Below are 19,729 nucleotides of genomic sequence, written 5' to 3' on the forward strand. Positions count from 1 at the left end.
GCTTCCTCACATTAGTTCATGACTCGGACTATATGGTCCTCATGAAACGCGACGGCCGTCACATTGTCAACCCTTTGGACACCTGTAAGCGGGTCGCTTGACCTAAAGTTCAGAACTTGGTCTAATCCCGTGCATGACCGTGAGAACCGAGCCTGCCCAGCATGCCGGGATGCGGGCGAGCAACCTCGCGCTCGTGCTCGGCGAGGTCGCCCGCACCAGCCCGGTCTCGCGGGCGCAGGTCGCTGCGCGCACCGGCCTGACGAAGTCGTCGGTATCCGGGCTGGTGTCCGATCTGATCTCCGCCGGCCTGATCCAGGAGAGCGCCCCGGCCGCGACCGAGCGTGGCCGGCCCGCCACGGCGCTCAACCTCGCCCCCGGAGGCGTCGCCGGCCTCGGCCTGGAGGTCAACGTCGACTACCTGGCCGCCGTGGTGACCGACCTGACCGGCGTGCCGCGCTACCACCACGTCGTACGCCGCGACAACCGCGGCCGCGAGGTCGACGAGGTGGTCGCCGACCTCATCGATCTGGCCCGTACGGCCACCCGCAGCGCCGCCTCCCAGGGTCTGCCGCTGTCAGGGGCCTGCGTCGCCGTGCCCGGCCTGACCGTCGAGGGCGCCGTCGTACGCACCCCCAACCTGGGCTGGGCACGGGTCGACCTCGCCGACGCCGTCGGCGAGGGCACCGGGCTCGAGGTCGACGTCGAGAACGAGGCCAACCTGGCGGCGCTCGGCGAGATGTGGTTCGGCGGTCACGAGCACGACGGCGCTCCCCTGCGCGACTTCGTGCACGTCTCCGGCGAGATCGGCATCGGTGGCGGCATCGTGCTCGGCGGCGAAGTGTTCCGCGGCGCGCACGCGGGCGCCGGCGAGCTCGGCCATGTCGTGGTGGCCCCCGACGGCCCGCGGTGCGGCTGCGGAGGCCACGGCTGCCTGGAGCGGATGGCCGGGCAGCAGGAGATCCTCGCCCGCGCGCAGGTGGCGACGATGGCCGACCTCACCCGGGCCTGCGAGGCGGGCGATCAGACGGCGCTCGATGCCGTCGCCGGCGCCGGCCGGCACCTCGGCGTCGCGCTCGCCTCGGTCATCACCCTCCTCGACCCCACCGCGATCGTGCTCGGTGGCGCCTTCGCCACCCTCGCGCCCTGGCTGACCGCGGCGACCGCGGCCTCGATCAGCCACCACACCGGCGCCGTCGAACCGCCCCGGCTGCTGGTCTCCGGGCTCGGCAGCGACGCCGCCGTGCGCGGAGCGGCCGGGACCGTCGTACGCCGCGTCATCGCCGATCCCGCCGCCCACCTCGCCCGCCAGGCAGCCCGCACCACCGGCTAGTTGCGCGAGACCGTCACCGTCGTGATCCGCCGGTCAGCGGTGCTGACCCGGTGCACGTCACCGGTGATCGTGACCAGAGCCTTGTCGGTGCCCGACTCGCCGGCGGCCGAAGCGGCCTCGACGTCGGAGAGCTCCGCGATGCCCTCGGCCACGGCGGTGGCGACCTTCTCCCCTGCCGAGGCGGCGACCCAGACCTCGACCTCACCGGGCTCGACGACGCGGTTGTAGCTGCGGTCGGCGAAGGCCAACCGAGTCGTCGGCACGTCGAAGCGTACGGTCGCCGACTCGCCCGGCTGCAGCGCCACCCGCTGGTAGCCGAGCAGCTGCGTGACCGGGCGGACCACCGAAGCGAGCAGATCGCGTCCGTAGAGCTGGACCACGTCCACGCCGGCGACGTCACCGAGGTTGGTGACGGTCGCCTCGACACCAAAGGTGCCACCCGCCTCGACCGAGCGGTCGGCCGAGAGCCCGCTGTAGCCGAAGGTGGTGTAGGAGAGTCCGAAGCCGAACGGGCGGGCCGGCGTCGGGTCGGTGCTGGTGACCTCGGACGGACCGCCCAACAGCGGCTGGAGGTAGCTGTAGGGCTGAGTCCCGGAGACCCGCGGCAGCGAGACCGGGAGCCGGCCCGACGGGTTGACCGCGCCGGAGATGACGCGCGCCAGTGCCGCACCGCCCTCCTCGCCGGGGAAGAACGCCTGCAGCACCGCGGCGGGGCGGGTCTCGTCCTCGAGCGCCCACCCGATGGCGTACGGGCGGCCGGTGACGACCACGAGCACGACGGGCGTGCCGGTCGCGACGACCGCGGACACCAGCTCGCGCTGGACGCCGGGGAGCTCGAGCGACTCGGAGTCGTTGCCCTCCCCCACCGTACCGCGGCCGAAGAGGCCGGCCTGGTCGCCGACGACGACCACGGCCACGTCGGCGTCCTCGGCGGCGGAGACCGCGGCGGGGAAGCCGGAGCGGTCCGTGCCCTCGACGTCACACCCGGCGACGACCTCGTAGGAGGAGGCGCCGAGCTCGGCCCGGACCGCCTCGGCGATCGTCGGCAGCTCGATGCCCAGAGGCTTCTCGGGGTAGCTCACCATCACGTGGTTGACGAAGGAGTAGCAACCCATCAGCGCCTCGGAGCGGTCGGCGTTCGGGCCGATGATCGCCACCTTGCCGAGGTCGCCCCTGAGCGGGAGGACCCCGTCGTTGCTGAGCAGCACGACCGACTCCTCGGCGAGCCGACGGGCCAGCGAGCGGTGGGCCGGGGAGTCCAGGTCGATCGACTCCGGAGCCCCCTCCTCCAGACCGGCCGCGAAGGACTCGTCGAGAAGACCGAGCTCCTCCTTCTGCTTCAGCGCGCGCAGCACGGCCCGGTCCACGATCGCCTCGGAGACCTCGCCGGAGCGGATCAGCGCCGCGAGCGGCTCGAGGTAGGCATCCCCGCTCGGCAGCTCGATGTCGACACCTGCCTCGAGGGCGTACGCAGCTGCCCTCCCGCGATCGGCAGCGATCGCATGCATCACCGCCAGGAACGCGACACCGAAGTAGTCGGCGACCACGACCCCGTCGAAGCCCCAGGTCTCGCGCAGCAGCGTGGTGAGGTGCTCGATCGAGGCATGCTGCGGCACACCGTCGATGTCGTTGTAGGACGCCATCACCGACCGCGCGCCACCGTCGAGGACTGCCATCTCGAACGGCGGCAGGAAGATGTCGGCGATCTCGCGCGGACCCGCCGAGAGCGGTGCGTGGTTGCGCCCGGCCCGCGAGCCCGAGTAGCCCACGAAGTGCTTCAACGTGGCATGCACACCGGCCGACTGCAGCCCGCGGACGTACGCAGTGCCGACCGTCCCGACGAGGTAGGGGTCCTCGCCGATGGCCTCCTCGCACCGGCCCCAGCGCGCGTCCCGGATCACGTCCAGCACGGGCGCCAGGCCCTGGTGGATGCCGAGGTCGCGCATGTCGGAACCGATCATCGCCGCCATCTCCTCGACCGCCTCGGGGTCGAAGGTGGCTCCCCAGGCCAGCGGGGTGGGAAACGTCGCCGCCTCCCAGGTCGCGAGTCCGGTCAGGCACTCCTCGTGGACCAGCGCGGGGATCCCCAGTCGGGTCTCGTCGACCAGACGCTTCTGCTCGGCCCACAGCCATGCGGCCCGTTCGGCAGGCTCGACCGGCCGGGTGCCGTAGACCCGGGTGTAGTGGCCCAGGCCGTGGGCGGTGATCTCCGAGAGTCGGCGGTCACCTCCCGAGATGTTGCTGCTCATCTCGTTGGCCATCGGCGCGACGACGTCGCCGCCGCGATCGAGCCAGTAGCCCACGATCTGGGCGAGCTTCTCCTCCAAGGTCATCTGGGCATGCAGGTCACGCACGCGGTCGGAGACGTGCGGCCAGGCGGGAAGGGGGGCGTTTTCAGTCACAGTTGTCCCTACTAGCCCTTCACCGCGCCCTGCAGGCCGCTGACGAGCCGGCGCTGGAAGGCGAGGAAGAGCACGAGAGCCGGGATCATCGCGAGCGTGGTGAACGCGAGGACACCGGCAGTGTCGGCGGAGTGTTCGGTGGAGAAGTCGGCGACGCCGAGCGGAAGCGTGCGCATCTTGTCCTGCAGCAGCAGGAGCGGCAGCAGGTAGGCGTTCCAGGAGGTCACGAAGGCCAGCACCCCGACGGTGATCATCCCGGGTGCGGACAGCGGCATCAGGACCCGCCAGAAGATGCCGATCCGGCTGGCACCGTCGATCAGCGCGGCCTCCTCCAGCTCCTTGGGCAGCGCCATCAGGAACGGCCGGAGGATGACCACCGTCATCGGCAGCGCGAACGCCGCCTGCGGCAGGGCCACGCCCCACCACGTGTTCGCCATCTGCAGGTTGCGGGTGATGATGATGAACAGCGGGATGATCGCCACCGCGGCCGGGAAGAGCAGGCCGAGCACGAAGACCATGAACAGCGCCTCGCGCCCACGGAACTGGTAGCGGGCCAGCGGGTACGCCGCCATCAGCCCGAAGACGACGGTCACCACGGTGGTGATGATCGCGATCATCGTCGAGTTGAGTGCGTACTGCCAGAACGAGGGGTTGTTCAGCACGCCCGCGTAGTTCGTCCAGACCCAGGGGTCGGGCAGCCCGGCCGGCTTGTCGGCGAGCTGGGCGTTGCTGCGGAAGCCGCCCAGTGCGCCGTAGAGGACGGGCCCGAGCGTGATCGCGACCACGACGAGCGCGATCAGGTATACCCACAGGTTGCCGCCGCCGAAGTTGCGGCGACGCTGCTTGCGGGGTGATCGGCCCGAGCCGTTTCCGGTCTCGGCGAGAGGTTCGAGGGTCACGCTGGCCATCACGCCGCCTTTCGCTTGCGGAAGAGAGCACCGACCAGAGCGCGCTCCGCCCGGGTGTATCGCTGGGTGTCGTCCTGGGTGTCACGACGCAGGATGAGGACCTGGTAGGCCAGCGCCATCGCGAAGGCGATGACGAACAAGATCACCGAGGCAGCGCCCGCGATGCCGTAGTTGTGGCGCTTGGTGCCCTCGTCGATCAGGTACGTCGCCATGGTGGTCGTCGCGTTCGCGGGACCGCCCTGGGTGAGCACCCAGATCATGTCGAAGCACTGGATCGACCCGATCATCGACAAGAAGGCCCAGGTGCGCATGGTCGGACCCAGCAGCGGGATGGTGATCTGCCGCTGCGTCTGCCACCAGGAGGCGCCGTCGAGCTGGGCGGCCTCGTAGAGCTCCTCGGAGATACCCTGCATGGCTGCCAGGAAGAGCAGCACGGCCAGGCCGAGATACTTCCAGGTGAGCACCAGGAGCACGACCCACAGGGCGTACTCCGGAGTGCCCAGCCAGCCCTGATCGGGCGGGGTCAGCCCGACCTTCGCGGTCATCGCGTCGAAGAAGCCGTACTGCGGTTGCAGCAGCTGCAGCCAGACCACCGCGGCGATGACCTCGGCGAGGACGTACGGCACGAAGATGATGGTCCGGAGCAGGCCCTGGCCCCTCATCCTCCGATTGAGCAGCAGCGCGATCGCCACTCCGAGCGGCAGCTGGAGCAGGATCGAGCCCACCACGATCACCGCGTTGTGGGCGACCGCGCTGCGGAAGACCTCGTCGCCGAGGACCTCGGCGTAGTTCTCCAGGCCGACGAAGTCGGTCAGGTCACCGAAGCCCTTCCAGTCATAGACCGAGAAGCGCACCGCGGTGATGATCGGCCAGGCGACGAAGAGCGCGATGAGCACCAGTGCGGGAGTGACGAAGACAAGGATCTCGAATCGCTTGCGCCAGGTGTCACCACTGAGTCCGGCACCCTTCGTACCGCCGGGCCCCCGGCGTACAGGAGCTGTACGCCGGGTGCCCGATGTGGCGTGTCCTGGCACCGCCCGAGCGGGGTCGGTCACGTCGTGTGTCACAGGTTCGACTCACTTTTCCTTGTCCGCGGCGGCCTGGGTGGCCTCGACGATGTCGGCTGCCGAGCCCTTCCCCGCGAAGACGTTGATGATGGCGTCGTTCATCGCGCCGCCGACGGACTGGCCGAAAGCGGTGTCGAAGTAGAGCTGGACGTACGGAGCGCTGTCACGGACCTTGATCAGGTCGGCCAGAGCGGGGTCCGTCAGCGAGCCGACCGCGTCGGGGTTGGTCGGCAGGCCCATCCCGTTCTCGGCGAAGCCCTTCTGCACATCGGTGGAGAGCAGGTACTTGGCGAAGTCGACCGATGCGTCGGGAGCGCCCTCGGAGACAGCCCAGGCGTCACCTCCGCCCATCTGCGCGGCCGGGTCGCCCTGGCCACCGTCGATGGTCGGGAAGGAGAACCAGCCGGTCTTCTCGCCCAGGCCCTTCTTGTCCTCGGTGATGCCCTGCATCACGCCGGGCTCCCAGTGGCCGGCGAGCTCCATGGCGACCTTCTCGGTCGCGAGGAGGCCGGAGGCCGAGGTCGGGCCCTCCTGGGCGCCGGTGGAGAGGAAGCCCTTGTTGAACGGCTCCTTCGCGACGATGTCGACGACGTCCTCACCCGCCTTCTCGAAGCAGGGGTCGGAGAAGTCGAGACTCTTGACCGCCGAGGTCAGCACGTCCTGCGAGCACTCCCGGACCGCGGTCCAGTAGTAGTAGTGCGCGGCCGGCCAGGCGTCCTTGCCACCGACCGAGACCGGCGCGATGTTCGCGGCCTTGAGCTTGTCGACGGCGGCGTAGAACTCATCCATCGTCTTCGGCGCGGCGCTGATGCCGGCCTTGGCGAAGAGGTCCTTGTTGTACCAGAAACCGACGACTCCGATGGAGAACGGCAGAGCGTACGTCTTGTCCTCGACCTGCCAGCCGGCGACCGAGCCGCCGATCATCTCGATCTCGTCGGCCGCGTCCTCGCTCAGGTCCTTGGTCAGCCCCGCCTCGACGTGGTCGGCGAGCTCGCCGCCGCCACGCTCCATGTAGACGTCGGGGATCTGCTCGGGGTCACCGCTCTGGAACGCAGCGTCCAGCTTGGTGAGCATGTCCTCGTGCGCGAACGCCTGCACCTTGACGTCGACGCCGGGGTTCGCCTTCTCGAAGTCCTTGGCGACCTGCTCGTAGTAGCCCTTCCCGGGATCGTTGTTGGAGTTGTGCCACCAGATGATGGTGTTGTCGTCGCCGCCACCGGAGTCGCCCGAGCCACCACAACCGGTGGCGGCAATCATCAATCCGGCGCACAGCGCGGCGAGCGCTTGTGTCTTCCTCGACATCTTGGGACCTCTTCGTCACTGCTCGGGGTATGGGGTGATCATGTGACTGCCGCCACATCGTGTGGTCGAGCATGGCGCGTGAGGGCGAGCATGTCAATCGTTGTCGATAACGTTTTCGTAGCCTGTTATCGACAATCCCCGAAGTGGGCTACTGTCAGGCCATGAGCACGCTCGATCAGCCACGCCCCCGCCGGGTGACCATCACCGACGTGGCCCGCGAGGCCGGCGTCTCCGTGGCCACCGTCTCCAAGGTGATCAACGAGCGCTACGGCGTCAGCGAGGCGACGGCCGAGAAGGTGCTCGCGGTTATCGACGAGCTCGGCTACCAGTCCTCGCTGATCGCCTCGAGCCTGCGCCGCAAGTCCACCGGCGTGATCGGCGTGCTCGTGGCCGAGTTCGAGCCCTACTCCGCCGAGCTCCTCAAGGGCATCTCGGCGGCGCTGGACGGCACCGGCTACGAGCTCCTGGCCCACGCGGGACGCACCGGCGCCCACAACCACACCGGCTGGGAGCGCCGCTCGCTCTCCCGCCTCGGTCACACCCTGATCGACGGCGCGATCGTGGTCACGCCGTCGATGATCATCACCGACGAGACCACCATCCCGGTCGTCGCGATCGACCCCCACACCGGGCCCGACGGCCCGATGACCGTCGACGCCGACAACATCACCGGCGCCCGGCTCGCCGTCGACCACCTGGTCGGGCTCGGCCACCGGCGCATCGGGTTCCTCGGTGGGCGCCCCGACCTCCGCTCCGCCGGCCTGCGCGAGCAGGGCTACCGCGAGGCCCTCTACGGCGCCGGTCTCAGCGTCTCCCCCGACCTGATCCGGGTGGGCGGCTACCACCCCGAGCTCGCCGAGGCACCGGCCCGCGAGCTGCTCTCACTCCCGGCCGGCGAGCGGCCCACCGCCATCTTCGCCGCCAACGACATCTCCGCGATCAAGGTCATCGAGGTCGCCGGCTCGCTCGGCCTGCGCGTGCCCGAGGACCTCTCGGTGATCGGCTTCGACAACGTACCCGAGGCCCGCGACGCCACTCCCCCGCTCACCACCGTCGCCCAGCCGCTGCACGAGATGGGCCGGGCCGCCCTCGGGCTCCTGCTCGAGCTGCTCGAGGGCAAGCAGACCGAGCGCCATCTGCGGCTGCCCGCCGAGCTGGTCGAGCGCAGCAGCACCGCTCCGCCGGCCTGAGCCTTCATCACGGTATGCAGCGAAAGGCGCACATCCCGTGCGGAGCTCCGCTGGGGATGTGCGCCTTCGCCTGCATACCTTGGTGAAGGAACGCGCCCGCTACACGTGCCCGGTAGCCGATGCTCTCCGCCGTGAGAGCGCGTCGACGCTGGCCGCGACCAGGAGGACCAGGCCGGTGACCATCCAGACGGTGCCCTGGGGCTGGTCGAGCAGGCCCATCCCGTTGTCGATGACGGCCACGACGGTGCCGCCGATGACGGCATCGATGACCCGGCCCTTGCCGCCGAAGAGCGAGGTGCCGCCGATGACGGCGGCGCCCACGGCGTACAGCAGGGTCGTCTCGCCGCCCGTGTTCGGGTTCACCGAGTTGGTCCGGCTGGCGATCATGATGCCTGCCACCGCCGCCATGGTCGAACAGAGGATGAAGCACGACAGGCGCACCCGGAACACGTTGATCCCGGCCCTCCGTGCGGCCTCGGCGTTGCCGCCGACCGCGTAGACGTGCCGGCCCCAGGCTGTGCGGGTCAGCGTGAAGGTGAGCAGGATCAGCAGGCCGACGATCACCACCAGCGAGACCGGCACCCCCTTGAGCGAGGTCAGCGCCGGGTTGCGGCTGCGCTCGGTGGAGAGGTAGCCGACCACGCCGAGCACCACGACCGTCAGCAGCCCGGTCTTCAGCGCCCACAGCAGGATGGGCTGCACCGTGAGGTTCTTGGCCCGGCGACGCGCATCGGTGATGTACGTCGAGCCCGCATAGCCCACGATGCAGACGATGCCGAGCACCCAGCCGAGCCAGACCGGCAGGTTGGCGTTGTTGAGGCCGTTGATGAAGTCGTTGCGGATGGGGATCGTCCCGCCCTCACCGATCATCGTCAGCAGCACGCCCTGCAGCCCGAGGAAAGCGGCCAGCGTGACCACGAACGACGGGATCCCGAGCCGGGCCACCAGCAGCCCGATGGTCAGGCCGATCACCGCTCCGGTGAGCAGTGCCGCCAGCAGCGCCGGGATCAGCGGCCACTCCTGCCGGGTGAGGCACACGCCGAGCACCCCGGCGCACGTGCCGCCCGCGAATCCCGCGGACAGGTCGATCTCGCCCAGCAGCAGCACGAAGACCAGGCCCATCGCGAGCACGGTCACCCCCGCCGACTGGCCGATCAGGTTGGCGAAGTTGAACGAGTTGGTGAACTGCTCGGGACGCAGCGCGGAGAAGACCACGACCAGCGCGATCAGACCCAGCACCGCCGGCAGCGAGCCGACCTCACCACCCCTGAGCTTGGCCATGTAGGCCCGGAAGATCCCGCCCAGCGAGTTGTCGGGCTCCGGGTCCGGTGCCGCGGCGATCGTCGGGTCATCGGTGTCGGTACTCATGCTGCACCTCCCTCAGGAACGACGCCGGTGGTGATCGCCTGCACGACCCGCTCACGCGTCGTGGAGGCGGCCTCGATCTGCCCGACCATGCCGCCCAGATACAGGACCGCGATGTCGTCGGCGACCTCGAAGACGTCGTTGAGGTTGTGGCTGATCAGCAGGACACCGAGGCCCCGGTCGGCCAGGCGCCGCACCAGCCGAAGCACCTGCTCGGTCTGCGCCACGCCGAGAGCGGCGGTCGGCTCGTCGAGGATGACCAGCTTGGAGTTCCACAGCACGGCCCGGGCGATCGCCACGGTCTGGCGCTGGCCACCGGAGAGGGAGGCGACCGGCGTACGCACCGATTTCAGCGTACGCACCGAGAGACCGTCGAGCGTCTCGCGAGCGCGCTGCTCCATGGTGTCCTCGTCGACCAGCCGGAGCCGACTCATCTCCCGGCCGAGGAACATGTTGTGGACGACGTCGAGGTTGTCGCACAGCGCGAGGTCCTGGTAGACGACCTCGATCCCGAGCGCGGCGGCGTCCTTGGGGTTGGTCACCTTCACCGGCTCGCCCTCGAAGAGGTAGTCGCCGGCGTCGAAGAGATGGATCCCGGCCATCCCCTTGACCAGGGTGCTCTTGCCGGCACCGTTGTCACCGACGAGCGCGGTGACCCGGCCCGCCTGGACCGAGAGGTCCACTCCGCGCAGGACCTGCACGGCGCCGAAGGACTTCTCGACGCCGTGCAGCTCCAGCAGTGGACTCACTGAGGCACGCCGTTCTCGGTGCACAGGTCGGCGATCGCGCCGGCGCACACCTCGGCGGCGTCGGCCTGACCGTCCTCGATGACGGTCCCGACGGTCTCCTTGGTGACCCAGACGGGCTCGGCGAGCACGGACGGCACGTCCGTGCCGGCCTCGGTGTCCTCGACGCTGCCTGTGGCCAGCGCCTCGGCAGCCTCCTCGTCACCCTCGATCAGCGCGATCGCCAGGTCCGCGGCGGCCTTGGCCTCGAGCGCGGTGTTCTTGTAGACGGTGCCGCACTGGAAGCCCTGCAGGATGTTCTGCAGGCCCTCGACCGAGGCGTCCTGGCCGGTCACCGGGATCTTGCCCTGGGCGTTGTTGGCCTTGAGCCGGGCGATGATGCCGCCGGCCATGGTGTCGTTGGCCGAGACCACGCCGTCGATCTTTCCGCCGTTGGCGGTGTACATCTGGTCGAAGACCTTCCCGGCCTTGGTGGCGTCCCACTCCCCCGACTGGTCCCCGACGAGCTTGTAGGTGCCGTCGGCGATCTTCGGCTCGAGCGCCTTCTCGTAGCCCGACTTGAACAGGGCCGCGTTGTTGTCGGTGGCCGCGCCGTTGACGTAGACGATGTTGCCGCCCTTCTTGCCCGCGGCGGTGATGCACTCGTCGAGGCCTGTGCCCATCAGCTCGCCGACCTTCACGTTGTCGAAGGAGACGTAGTAGGAGGCGCCGCCGTTGAGCGTCAGCCGGTCGTAGTCGATGCTCGTCACGCCCGCGTCGGCGGCCTTCTTCAGACAGGCCGCGCCCGACTCGGAGTCGAGGTTGGTGATGATGATGACCTTGACGTTCTCGTTGATCATGCTGTCGCACAGCTGACCGAACTTGGCGGTGTCGCCCTGGGCGTTCTGGATCGTGGCCTCGAGGCCGGCGTCGGCGAACGCCTTCTCGAGGTTGGGCCGGTCCTGGGACTCCCATCGGGGAGACGTGGTCGCGTCGGGGAGGATCACTCCGACGTCCGTGCCGCCCGAGTCTCCCGAGTCGCCACCGTCATCCGAGCCTCCACATGCCACGAGCGCTGCGGTCGACAGGGTCGCCACCGCTGCGACCGCCATCAGGCGGCCGATCTTGTGCGTGTTCATCGTCGAACTCCTCAGTCCTGGGTGTGATCTAAGTCACGTCGGGGTGCAACCTATCTCCTTCAGCGGCGATGTGAAGCGGTTCTGAGGAGATCTCGACGGCAGATTGATAACGGCCGTATGCCTTCAGGTCACCACTGCTCGTTACGGTGCGACGGCTCTCACCCGTCAACGCCCACTAGAACAGCGATCACGTGACCGCCACCTCGGATTTCCGCATGCCCACGACCAGCCGGGCAGACAGCGAACCCAAGAGCCCCAAATCTGGGCACACCTCCGGACACATCAGCGAGATCCACGGCCTGCGCGGTATCGCCCTGGCGCTCGTGGTCGCCTTCCATCTCTTCGGCAACGGCAGGGTCTCCGGCGGGATCGACGTCTTCCTGGTGATCTCCGGCTTCCTCGCCACCCGGTCACTGGTGGGCAGGGCCGAGCGCGGCCGGGTGAAGCTCGGCGAGCACTACGGACGTACGTTCGCGCGGCTCGCCGCGCCGGCACTGGTCGTGCTGGCCGCGACGGCAGCGCTGATGGTGGTCTTCATCCCGCAGACGCTGTGGACGCAGACGACCCGCGAGCTCGTCGCGGCGGCGACGTACACGCTCAACTGGGAGCTCATCGCCAACCAGCTCACCTACGGCGCCGCGGGGCCGTCCTCGACGCCGGTGCAGCACTTCTGGTCGCTCGCGGTGCAGGGGCAGTTCTTCCTGCTCTGGCCACTGGTGGTCGTCGGGCTGGCTCTGGTGCTCCGCGTCGTGGCGCGCGGCCGGCTGGGACGGCTCAGCCTCGCGCGGGTGCTGTTCGTGCTGACCGCGACCGCCTTCGCCCTCTCCTTCGCCTACGCGATCAAGGTCTCCGGATCCGACCAGGCGGCTGCGTACTTCAACTCCCTCACCCGCTTCTGGGAGATCGCCGCCGGCGCCCTGACCGCGCTCGCCCTGCGCCGCCTGAGCCTGCCCGAGAAGATCAGGCCGTACGCGGCGTGGACCGGTCTCGCCCTGGTCGTGACCTGCGGTTTCGTGATGGACGGCGCGGACCACTTCCCCGGCCCGCTGGCCCTGTGGCCGGTCGCCGGGGCGCTGCTGGTGATGGTGGGGTCCACCCCGTCGCCGCGTGGGCCGCGTCGCCTGCTGGAGACCCGCCCGCTGCGGTTCGTCGCCGACATCTCCTACGAGCTCTACCTGTGGCACTGGCCGCTGCTGATCGCGTGGCTCTACTACACCGGCGGGGAGCGGCTCACCGTCGCCTCGGCCGCGGGCGTGCTGGTCGTCTCCACGCTGCTCGCCTGGGCGACCAACCGGCTGGTGACCCGCCAGGTCCAGACGTACGTCATCAGGCCAGGCGGGCCGCGAGCCCTGGTCGCCACCCTGGCTGCACTCGTGGTCGCCGTCGGCGCCGGGTGGAGCGGTCTGGCCGCGATCGACCACTCCGAGGACAGGGCGATCGCGGCGGCGGCCCGGCTCGCCACCGCCGACCCCTTCACGACCGAGTGCCTCGGTGCGTCCGCGCTGGCGGTGGGGTCCGCGGGAGGCTCGTGCCGCAACCCCGACCTGCGGGGCGCGCTGATCCCGGCGGTGGCCGCGATCGGCGCGGACGACGAGAACCGGAGCCAGTGCTGGTCCTTCGAGGAGCGTCCGGTGCGCTTCAGCGCCTGCCCCAACGGGTCGGTCGAGGGCTACCGGAAGCGGCTGCTGATGGTCGGCGACTCGCACGCCGTCGCTCCGGTCGGCGCGCTCGACCTGATCGGCGACCAGCGGAACTGGCGCATCGACGTCGCCGCCCGCGCCGCCTGCCACTGGAACACCCGGCCGCTCGGCCGGAACATCGCCGACAACCGCCCCGCCTGCGCAGAGTGGAACCGGCAGCTCGAGGCCTACCTGCGCGCTCCCGAGCAGCAGGACCTCGACGCGATCATCGTCACCCACTCGGCCCGCAAGACGACCCAGCCGCTGGGCGCCGAGACTCCGTACGAGTCCACGGTCAACGGTCTGGTCGAGGCCTGGAGCCACCGGCCCTCGAAGGACGTGCCGGTGATCGCGCTCGTCGACAACCCGATGTTCGAGCCCGACAACGCCGCCTATCTGCGCACCACGCTGGGCTGCATCCAGCGGCACTCCCCCGAGACGGCAGGCGAGGCGTGCGGGCGGCCGCGCACCGACGTACTCGTCAAGGACCCGCACCGCGACGCGGTCGCCCGCGATCCCAACGCGCACCTGGTCGACATGACCCACCTCTTCTGCGGGGACGAGGTCTGCCCGGCAGTGATCGGCAACGTCATCGTCTACCGCGACGGCAACCACATCACCTCGCGCTACGCCCGCACCCTGGCGCCCTACCTCAGCCGGGAGCTCGCCCGGGTCGTCGACTAACGGGCGACGGCGAGCGCGTCGATCTCGACGAGCATCTCCTCGCGGGGCAGGCCGGTCATCACGGTGGTGCGGCACGGGAGGATGCCGCCCTCGGCGACGCGTGAGCCGATGAACTCGCCGTAGGCGTCGTTCATCGCGGCGAAGTCGTCGCGGGTGGTCAGGTAGACCCGGAGCATCAGCACGTCCTCGAAGCCCGCACCGGCGGCGGCCAGGATCGCCTCCACGTTCTGCAGGGTGCGTACGGTCTGGGCCTTCACGTCGCCGGGGAACAGGTACTCGTTCGTGGCGGGGTCGACCGGGCCCTGACCGGAGACCTGGATCAGGCCGCCGCGGACCACCCCCTGGGAGAAGGTGTGCGCCGGGGCCGGGGCCTGGTCGGTGGAGATGCGGATGTCGGACATGGGATGGGTTTCCTCTCGGGGTGTTCTCATGAGCTCCGGCCGGCCCAGTCGGCGGAGATCGCTTCGGTGGCCGCGAGGAGCTGCGGCACCAGGGCACGCACCCCATCGCGGGGCAGGATGACGTCGGGCACGGAGACGGAGACCGCGGCGACGACGCGCCCGGCCTCGTCGCGTACGGGCGCCCCGACGCAGTTGATGAAGTCCTCGTGCTCGGCGGCGTCCTCGGCCCAGCCCTGCTCGCGCGTCTGGGCGAGCACCTCGTGGTAGCTGGCCGCGTCCGGGATGGTGCGGCTGGTGAACGGCCGGAAGTCGATGCCGGCGACCACCGCCTTCTGCTCGCCAGGTGGCAACCCCGCGACCAGCACCTTGCCGACGGCGGTCGCGTGCAGCGCGGCGGGCAGACCCACCCGGGAGTACATCCGCACCGAGTGGGTGCTCTCCACCTTGGCGAGGTAGACGGCCGTGCCGTTCTCGTACGCAGCCAGGTGGACGGCCTGGCCGCCCGTCTCGGCCGCGAGGCGCGTCAGGTGGGGCTGGGCCACGTCGCGGATCGCGTGCTGGGAGAGGGCTGCGGTGCCGAGGGCGAACAGCCGCGAGCCGAGGTGGTAGCGCTGGCGGTCGTCGCGGCGTACGAACCGGTCCGCCTCCAAGGTGTGCAGCAGCCGCATCGCGGTGGTCTTGTGGACCCCGAGGCTGGCGGCCATCTGGTCGAGCGATCGCTCGCCCTCACCGAGCTCGATGAGGATCTGCAGCGCGCGGGAGAGACTCTGGCTCATCGCGGCCCGACCTCCTCACGGGTCGCCGGGGTGTCGATGCCGGACGCGCTCACCCGGGTCGCGGCCCAGTCGTCCTCGGAGCACTCGAGCAGCCGGGCGCGTACGTCGGCGGCGGGCGGTTGCGCGTGGTCGCCGGTCGCGGCCAGCACGCCCGCCGCGACCAGATGGCCCTGGCGCAGCCGGCCGACCGGGCCGGTCCCGTCGACGAGCGCGGCGAGGTAGCCCGCGGCGAAGCCGTCGCCCGCGCCCACCGGCTCCACGACGTCGACCCGGAGCGCCGGGACCTGCGTGGCGGATCCGTCGGCGTCGTGCTCCACGGCCGCATGGGAGTCGGCCTTGATCACCAGCCGCGGACGCTCGCCCAGGAGCTCGCGGAGCTCGTGGGGAGCATGCGTGCCGAGCGCCGCGCGCGCCTCGTCGGCGCCGAGCAGAACGATGTCGGCCGCGCGCAGCAGGTCGATCAGCGGCGCGATGCTGCGCCCGGCCCACAGGGCCGGTCGCCAGTTGAGGTCGACGCTGAGCCGGAAGCCGAGCTCGTCACGCAGCGCCAGCAGACGGGTGACCAGCGTCGATCCCTCCTCGAGGATGCCGACGGTGATCCCGGAGGTGTGCACGACCTCGGCCGAGGTCAACGCCTCCGCGACTCCCGGCAGATCCAGCAGGCCGACGTCCATCGCGGCGGCCGCGGAGCCGGCGCGGTAGTAGTGCATACGGCTGCCGCCGGGGGCGGGCTCCTTCAGGTAGAGCCCCGTCGGCCGCTCGGGGTCGCGCTCGGTCTCGACGTGCACGCCGCGGGCGATCAGGTCGGCGGTCACGACGTCGCCGAACGGGTCCTGGCCGAGCCGGGACACCCAGGCGGTCCGCACACCGAGGGCGGCCAGAGCACCGGCCACGTTGGCCTCGGCGCCGCCGACCGAACGACGCAGGGTCGTCGCCTCGGCGAGCGACTGGTCGCCCTCCGGACGCAGCACGACCATCGCCTCCCCGAGACAGACCACTCGCACGTCTCCACTACTGCCCACGGATGGAGCTCCTCCCCTGTTGGTTCTTCGCCGGGCCGTTGACGCCCGGCGTGGCCGATGCTACAACTAACGAATCGAAATACGCAATCACCGTTGCACATTATGCAACGAAGGAAGGACGGGCCATGGATCACCCGGCAGCCCACATCGACGCAACGGCCGTCGCAGCGCTGCGCGAGGAGCGGGTCGACTGGCGCCACAAGGCGATCCCGCCCGCGCTGTGGGGAGGTACGGTCGCCGAGGTGCTCGACGCGGCGCCCCGCCTCTCGCAGCTGCCCACACCCGTGCTCTCCCTCTCCCGCGTCGCGATGACCCACAACCGTGACGTGCTGGCCGCCTGGTGCGCGGAGCGCGGCATCGCCCTGGCTCCGCACGGCAAGACCACGATGGCTCCGCAGCTGTGGGCCGAGCAGCTCGCCGCCGGCGCCTGGGCGATCACCGTCGCGAACCTCCCCCAGCTCGCCGTCGCCCGCGCCTTCGGCGTCTCCCGGGTGATCGTGGCCAACGCGATCGTCTCCCCGCTCACCCTGCGCTGGATCTCCGACCAGATCACCGAGGACACGGGGCTGGAGGTGCTGGTGTGGGCCGACTCGCCACGGACGGTCGCTCTGATGCACGAGGCGCTCGCCGCCCATGCCGCCGAGGCCGGGCCGCGCCGCCCGCTCGGCGTCCTCGTCGAGCGCGGCGCCGCGGGCGGTCGCACCGGCGCCCGTGACGAGGCGACCGCGGTCGCCGTGGCCGAGGCCGTCGCTGCCTCTCCGCATCTGGAGCTCGCCGGGGTCACCGGCTACGAGGGCGCCCTGGCGCACACCACCGACGAGGCCGCGCTCGGCGTCGTCCATGCGTACGTCGACAGCCTGGTCTCCCTCCACCGGCGGATCTCCGGCCTGCTGCCCGCCGGCCGGACGCCGGTGGTGAGCGCCGGCGGCAGCGCGTACTTCGAGCAGGTGGCAGACGCGCTCGCGCCGTTGGTGGCCGACGACGAGGCTCGCGTAGTGCTCCGCAGCGGCGCCTACATCACCCACGACGACGGCTTCTACCGCGGCATCTCACCGCTGGGGAGCACGCCCCGCACCAGCGGGCCCGGTTTACGCAGCGCCCTTCACGGCTGGGTGCGGATCTCCTCCCAGCCGGAGCCGGGGCTCGCGCTCTTCGACGCGGGCAAGCGCGACCTGCCCTTCGACGAGGGCATGCCCGAGGCGCAGCTGCTGCGGGCACGGACGACCGGCTCCCCCGCGACCCCGCTCTCCGGCGTCGCGGTGACCGCACTCAACGACCAGCACGGCTTCCTTCGCTGGGACCCCGCCACCGAGGCGCCCGTCACGATCGGCGACGAGCTCCGGCTCGGGCTCTCGCACCCGTGCACCGCCTTCGACAAGTGGGGCCTCATCCCGGTCCTCGACGACGCCGACGCCGACGACCCGGTCGTCGTCGACCTCGTGCGCACCTGGTTCTGAGAGGAGCCACCATGACCGACCTGCTCATCCGCGACGCGACTGTCATCGACGGCAGCGGAGCCCCGGCGTTCCACGCCCACGTCAGCATCGACGCCGGGCGGATCACGGGCATCCACACCGATGCTCCGGCCCCGGTCGCGCGGCGCACCATCGACGCGGCCGGTCGGGCGCTGACGCCGGGGTTCATCGACATGCACGCCCACTCGGACCTGCAGATCCTGGTCAACCCCGACCACACCGCCAAGGTGAGCCAGGGCGTCACGCTCGAGGTCGTCGGGCAGGACGGCCTCTCGTTCGCGCCCGCCGACCCGGCGGCGCGCGCCCACCTACGCCGCCAGATCGCGGGCTGGAACGGCGAGCCCGACGACTTCGACTTCGACTGGGACACCGTCGCCGGCTACCTGGACCGGCTCGACCGCGGGATCGCGTGCAACGCGGCGTACCTCGTTCCGCAGGGGACCCTGCGGCTGATGGTCGTCGGTCCCGACAACCGGCCCGCGACTCCCACCGAGATCGCCGAGATGGCGCGCCTGCTCCGGGTCGGCCTCGAGGAGGGCGCGGTGGGGATGAGCAGCGGCCTGACCTACCCGCCGAGCATGTTCGCCGACGACGACGAGCTGGCCACGCTGTGCCGGGTCGTCGCCGAGGCGGGCGGCTACTACAGCCCGCACCACCGGTCCTACGGCGCCGGTGCGCTGGAGGCGTACGCCGAGATGATCGCCGTCGCCCGGGCCTCCGGGTGCGCGCTCCACCTCACCCACGCGACCATGAACTTCGAGCCCAACCGCGGACGGGCCGGCGAGCTCGTCGACCTCATCGAGGCCGGCCTGGACGACGGCGTCGACATCACGCTCGACACCTATCCCTACCTCCCCGGCGCCACCACGCTGAGCGCCGTGCTGCCCAGCTGGTCCACCTCCGGCGGCCCCGACGCCCTGCTCACGCGGATCGCGCAACCGGCCGACCGCGCGCGGATCGCGCACGAGCTCGACCATGTCGGCACCGACGGCTGCCACGGCTGCGTGACCGACTGGCGCACGATCCAGATCAGCGGCGTACGCAACCCGGAGCTGTCCGGCTACGTCGGCCGCACCGTCGCCGAGATCGCCGAGGAGACCGGCCAGGTGGCCACGGACGTCTTCTTCGACCTGCTCGTCCGCGACCGGTTGGCGACCACGATCCTCCAGCACGTCGGCCACGAGGAGAACGTGCAGACGATCATGCGGCACCGCACCCACTGCGGCGGCAGCGACGCGATCCTCGTCGGCGAGCGCCCGCATCCCCGCGCGTGGGGCACCTTCCCCCGCTACCTCGCCCGCTACGTACGCGAGCTCGGGGTGCTCGACCTGGTCGACTGCGTCCACCACCTCACCGGCCGCCCGGCGGCGAGACTCCGGCTGCACGAGCGCGGCCTCGTCCGGGAGGGGTACGCCGCCGACCTGGTGCTCCTCGAGCCCGACACCGTCCAGGACACCGCCACGTTCGAGCAGCCGCGGCAGCAGGCGCGCGGCATCGACTGGGTGCTGGTCAACGGCACCGCCGTCATCGAGGACGGCCACCGCACCGACGCACTGCCCGGACGGGCGCTGCGCCGCACCGACGAAGGGACCCGAGCCCGATGAGCAACCTCGTCATCGAGACGCTCCAGGACGACCAGGCGCTGGTCGTCGTACGCGCCTCCCGGCTCGACGACCCCGTCGCGCTCTGCCATGCGCTGGCCGCCGGGGGCATCCGGACCGTCGAGCTGACCTACACGACGCCGGGTCTCACCGATCTCCTCGCGCAGGTCAGCGCCCGGGCCGACGACGACATCGTCATCGGCGCCGGAACGGTGCTGACCGCCGATCAGGCTCGCGCCGCGCTCGCGGCCGGCGCCCGGTTCCTGGTGACGCCCGGCCTGCCGCCGGAGGCGGCGGAGATCGTCGCCGAGGGTCACGCCGCGGGTGCGGCCGTCGTCCTCGGCGCCCTCACTCCGACCGAGGTCCTCACCGCGACCACGCTCGGCGCCGACGCGGTCAAGATCTTCCCGGCACGGGCCGTCGGCCCGCGCTACTTCTCCGACCTGCGGGGACCGTTCCCCGAGGTCGCCCTGATCCCTTCCGGCGGAGTCGACGAAGACAACGCCGCGGAGTTCCTGCGGGCCGGCGCCATCGCCGTGACCGCCGGGACGTCGGTGGTCCAGCCCGCCGATGTCGACGAGGCCCGGTGGGAGCAGATCACCACCAACGCCGCCCGGTTCCGTGCAGCTCTGCGCTGAGTCCATCCCCCGATCCATCCCCCAC

General features: G+C 70.7%; 16 protein-coding genes. 6 read left to right on the forward strand and 10 right to left on the reverse strand.

The window, feature by feature from the left end:
• Positions 1–133 precede the first annotated feature (133 nt).
• Complete coding sequence (locus tag ABZY89_RS23655) at positions 134–1,330, forward strand: ROK family transcriptional regulator (protein ID WP_355231140.1); 1,197 nt, start codon at positions 134–136, stop codon at positions 1,328–1,330.
• Here ABZY89_RS23655 and ABZY89_RS23660 read toward each other — a convergent pair.
• From ABZY89_RS23660 to ABZY89_RS23675, 4 genes are read right to left on the reverse strand one after another with little or no spacing between them, the layout of a single operon-like run.
• A complete protein-coding gene (locus ABZY89_RS23660; RefSeq protein WP_355231142.1) occupies positions 1,327–3,732 on the reverse strand; it encodes a glycoside hydrolase family 3 N-terminal domain-containing protein in 2,406 nt (801 codons plus the stop codon). The genes ABZY89_RS23655 and ABZY89_RS23660 overlap by 4 nt on opposite strands.
• 11 nt (positions 3,733–3,743) lie before the next feature.
• Entirely contained in the window at positions 3,744–4,640 is an 897-nt protein-coding gene (locus ABZY89_RS23665; protein ID WP_350658861.1) for a carbohydrate ABC transporter permease, read from the reverse strand.
• A complete protein-coding gene (locus ABZY89_RS23670; RefSeq protein ID WP_355231143.1) occupies positions 4,640–5,707 on the reverse strand; it encodes a sugar ABC transporter permease in 1,068 nt (355 codons plus the stop codon). The genes ABZY89_RS23665 and ABZY89_RS23670 overlap by 1 nt, the downstream gene beginning before the upstream one ends.
• A gap of 9 nt (positions 5,708–5,716) precedes the next feature.
• Positions 5,717–7,009 carry an extracellular solute-binding protein gene (locus tag ABZY89_RS23675; RefSeq protein ID WP_355231145.1) on the reverse strand — a complete coding sequence of 431 codons (1,293 nt, stop codon included), beginning with the start codon at positions 7,007–7,009 and terminating at the stop codon, positions 5,717–5,719.
• Between the two features lie 161 nt (positions 7,010–7,170).
• Here ABZY89_RS23675 and ABZY89_RS23680 point away from each other — a divergent pair, with 161 nt between their 5' ends.
• On the forward strand, positions 7,171–8,199 hold the full coding sequence (locus tag ABZY89_RS23680) for a LacI family DNA-binding transcriptional regulator (protein ID WP_355231147.1): 1,029 nt from the start codon (positions 7,171–7,173) through the stop codon (positions 8,197–8,199).
• 99 nt (positions 8,200–8,298) lie between these two features.
• Here ABZY89_RS23680 and ABZY89_RS23685 read toward each other — a convergent pair whose 3' ends face one another.
• The 3 genes from ABZY89_RS23685 to ABZY89_RS23695 are packed head-to-tail and all read right to left on the reverse strand — an operon-like array spanning position 8,299 to position 11,428.
• Positions 8,299–9,567 (reverse strand): ABC transporter permease, encoded by a 1,269-nt coding sequence (locus tag ABZY89_RS23685; protein ID WP_355231149.1) that lies wholly within the window; start codon positions 9,565–9,567, stop codon positions 8,299–8,301.
• Positions 9,564–10,313, reverse strand: a complete 750-nt coding sequence (locus tag ABZY89_RS23690; protein WP_355231151.1) for an ATP-binding cassette domain-containing protein — start codon at positions 10,311–10,313, stop codon at positions 9,564–9,566. Before ABZY89_RS23690 ends, ABZY89_RS23685 begins: the two co-directional genes overlap by 4 nt.
• The gene (locus ABZY89_RS23695) at positions 10,310–11,428 is read right to left on the reverse strand and encodes a substrate-binding domain-containing protein (RefSeq protein WP_355231153.1); all 1,119 of its coding nucleotides are present in this window, start codon (positions 11,426–11,428) and stop codon (positions 10,310–10,312) included. Before ABZY89_RS23695 ends, ABZY89_RS23690 begins: the two co-directional genes overlap by 4 nt.
• A gap of 215 nt (positions 11,429–11,643) precedes the next feature.
• Between ABZY89_RS23695 and ABZY89_RS23700 the strand changes: the two genes are divergently transcribed.
• Positions 11,644–13,791: an acyltransferase family protein gene (locus ABZY89_RS23700; RefSeq protein WP_355231155.1), complete on the forward strand. Its 2,148-nt coding sequence runs from the start codon at positions 11,644–11,646 to the stop codon at positions 13,789–13,791.
• Here ABZY89_RS23700 and ABZY89_RS23705 read toward each other — a convergent pair.
• The 3 genes from ABZY89_RS23705 to ABZY89_RS23715 are packed head-to-tail and all read right to left on the reverse strand — an operon-like array spanning position 13,788 to position 15,990.
• Entirely contained in the window at positions 13,788–14,192 is a 405-nt protein-coding gene (locus ABZY89_RS23705; RefSeq protein ID WP_160022834.1) for a RidA family protein, read from the reverse strand. The genes ABZY89_RS23700 and ABZY89_RS23705 overlap by 4 nt on opposite strands.
• Before the next feature lie 26 nt (positions 14,193–14,218).
• Positions 14,219–14,968, reverse strand: coding sequence for an IclR family transcriptional regulator (locus ABZY89_RS23710; RefSeq protein ID WP_355231157.1), 750 nt, complete (start codon positions 14,966–14,968; stop codon positions 14,219–14,221).
• On the reverse strand, positions 14,965–15,990 hold the full coding sequence (locus ABZY89_RS23715) for a sugar kinase (RefSeq protein ID WP_355231159.1): 1,026 nt from the start codon (positions 15,988–15,990) through the stop codon (positions 14,965–14,967). The genes ABZY89_RS23710 and ABZY89_RS23715 overlap by 4 nt, the downstream gene beginning before the upstream one ends.
• A 125-nt stretch (positions 15,991–16,115) precedes the next feature.
• Here ABZY89_RS23715 and ABZY89_RS23720 point away from each other — a divergent pair, with 125 nt between their 5' ends.
• Genes ABZY89_RS23720 through ABZY89_RS23730 form a run of 3 tightly spaced genes read left to right on the forward strand, consistent with a single transcriptional unit; the run spans position 16,116 to position 19,704 of the window.
• On the forward strand, positions 16,116–17,447 hold the full coding sequence (locus tag ABZY89_RS23720) for an amino acid deaminase (protein WP_355231160.1): 1,332 nt from the start codon (positions 16,116–16,118) through the stop codon (positions 17,445–17,447).
• An 11-nt stretch (positions 17,448–17,458) separates the two neighbouring features.
• Positions 17,459–19,069, forward strand: coding sequence for a D-aminoacylase (locus ABZY89_RS23725; protein WP_355231161.1), 1,611 nt, complete (start codon positions 17,459–17,461; stop codon positions 19,067–19,069).
• The gene (locus ABZY89_RS23730; protein ID WP_355231163.1) at positions 19,066–19,704 is read left to right on the forward strand and encodes a bifunctional 4-hydroxy-2-oxoglutarate aldolase/2-dehydro-3-deoxy-phosphogluconate aldolase; all 639 of its coding nucleotides are present in this window, start codon (positions 19,066–19,068) and stop codon (positions 19,702–19,704) included. Before ABZY89_RS23725 ends, ABZY89_RS23730 begins: the two co-directional genes overlap by 4 nt.
• Positions 19,705–19,729 lie beyond the last annotated feature (25 nt).

It is taken from the genome of Nocardioides sp. NPDC006303 (assembly GCF_040613175.1).
Taxonomy (GTDB): domain Bacteria; phylum Actinomycetota; class Actinomycetes; order Propionibacteriales; family Nocardioidaceae; genus Nocardioides.

Excerpts from the sequence above, each read along its gene's own strand:
- ABZY89_RS23665 (WP_350658861.1), bottom strand. The coding sequence starts at position 4,640 with ATGGCCAGCGTGACCCTCGAACCTCTCGCCGAGACCGGAAACGGCTCG.
- ABZY89_RS23725 (WP_355231161.1), top strand. The coding sequence starts at position 17,459 with ATGACCGACCTGCTCATCCGCGACGCGACTGTCATCGACGGCAGCGGA.
- ABZY89_RS23710 (WP_355231157.1), bottom strand. The coding sequence starts at position 14,968 with ATGAGCCAGAGTCTCTCCCGCGCGCTGCAGATCCTCATCGAGCTCGGT.
- ABZY89_RS23730 (WP_355231163.1), top strand. The coding sequence starts at position 19,066 with ATGAGCAACCTCGTCATCGAGACGCTCCAGGACGACCAGGCGCTGGTC.
- ABZY89_RS23655 (WP_355231140.1), top strand. The coding sequence starts at position 134 with ATGACCGTGAGAACCGAGCCTGCCCAGCATGCCGGGATGCGGGCGAGC.
- ABZY89_RS23720 (WP_355231160.1), top strand. The coding sequence starts at position 16,116 with ATGGATCACCCGGCAGCCCACATCGACGCAACGGCCGTCGCAGCGCTG.
- ABZY89_RS23705 (WP_160022834.1), bottom strand. The coding sequence starts at position 14,192 with ATGTCCGACATCCGCATCTCCACCGACCAGGCCCCGGCCCCGGCGCAC.
- ABZY89_RS23680 (WP_355231147.1), top strand. The coding sequence starts at position 7,171 with ATGAGCACGCTCGATCAGCCACGCCCCCGCCGGGTGACCATCACCGAC.
- ABZY89_RS23700 (WP_355231155.1), top strand. The coding sequence starts at position 11,644 with ATGCCCACGACCAGCCGGGCAGACAGCGAACCCAAGAGCCCCAAATCT.
- ABZY89_RS23675 (WP_355231145.1), bottom strand. The coding sequence starts at position 7,009 with ATGTCGAGGAAGACACAAGCGCTCGCCGCGCTGTGCGCCGGATTGATG.
- ABZY89_RS23685 (WP_355231149.1), bottom strand. The coding sequence starts at position 9,567 with ATGAGTACCGACACCGATGACCCGACGATCGCCGCGGCACCGGACCCG.
- ABZY89_RS23695 (WP_355231153.1), bottom strand. The coding sequence starts at position 11,428 with ATGAACACGCACAAGATCGGCCGCCTGATGGCGGTCGCAGCGGTGGCG.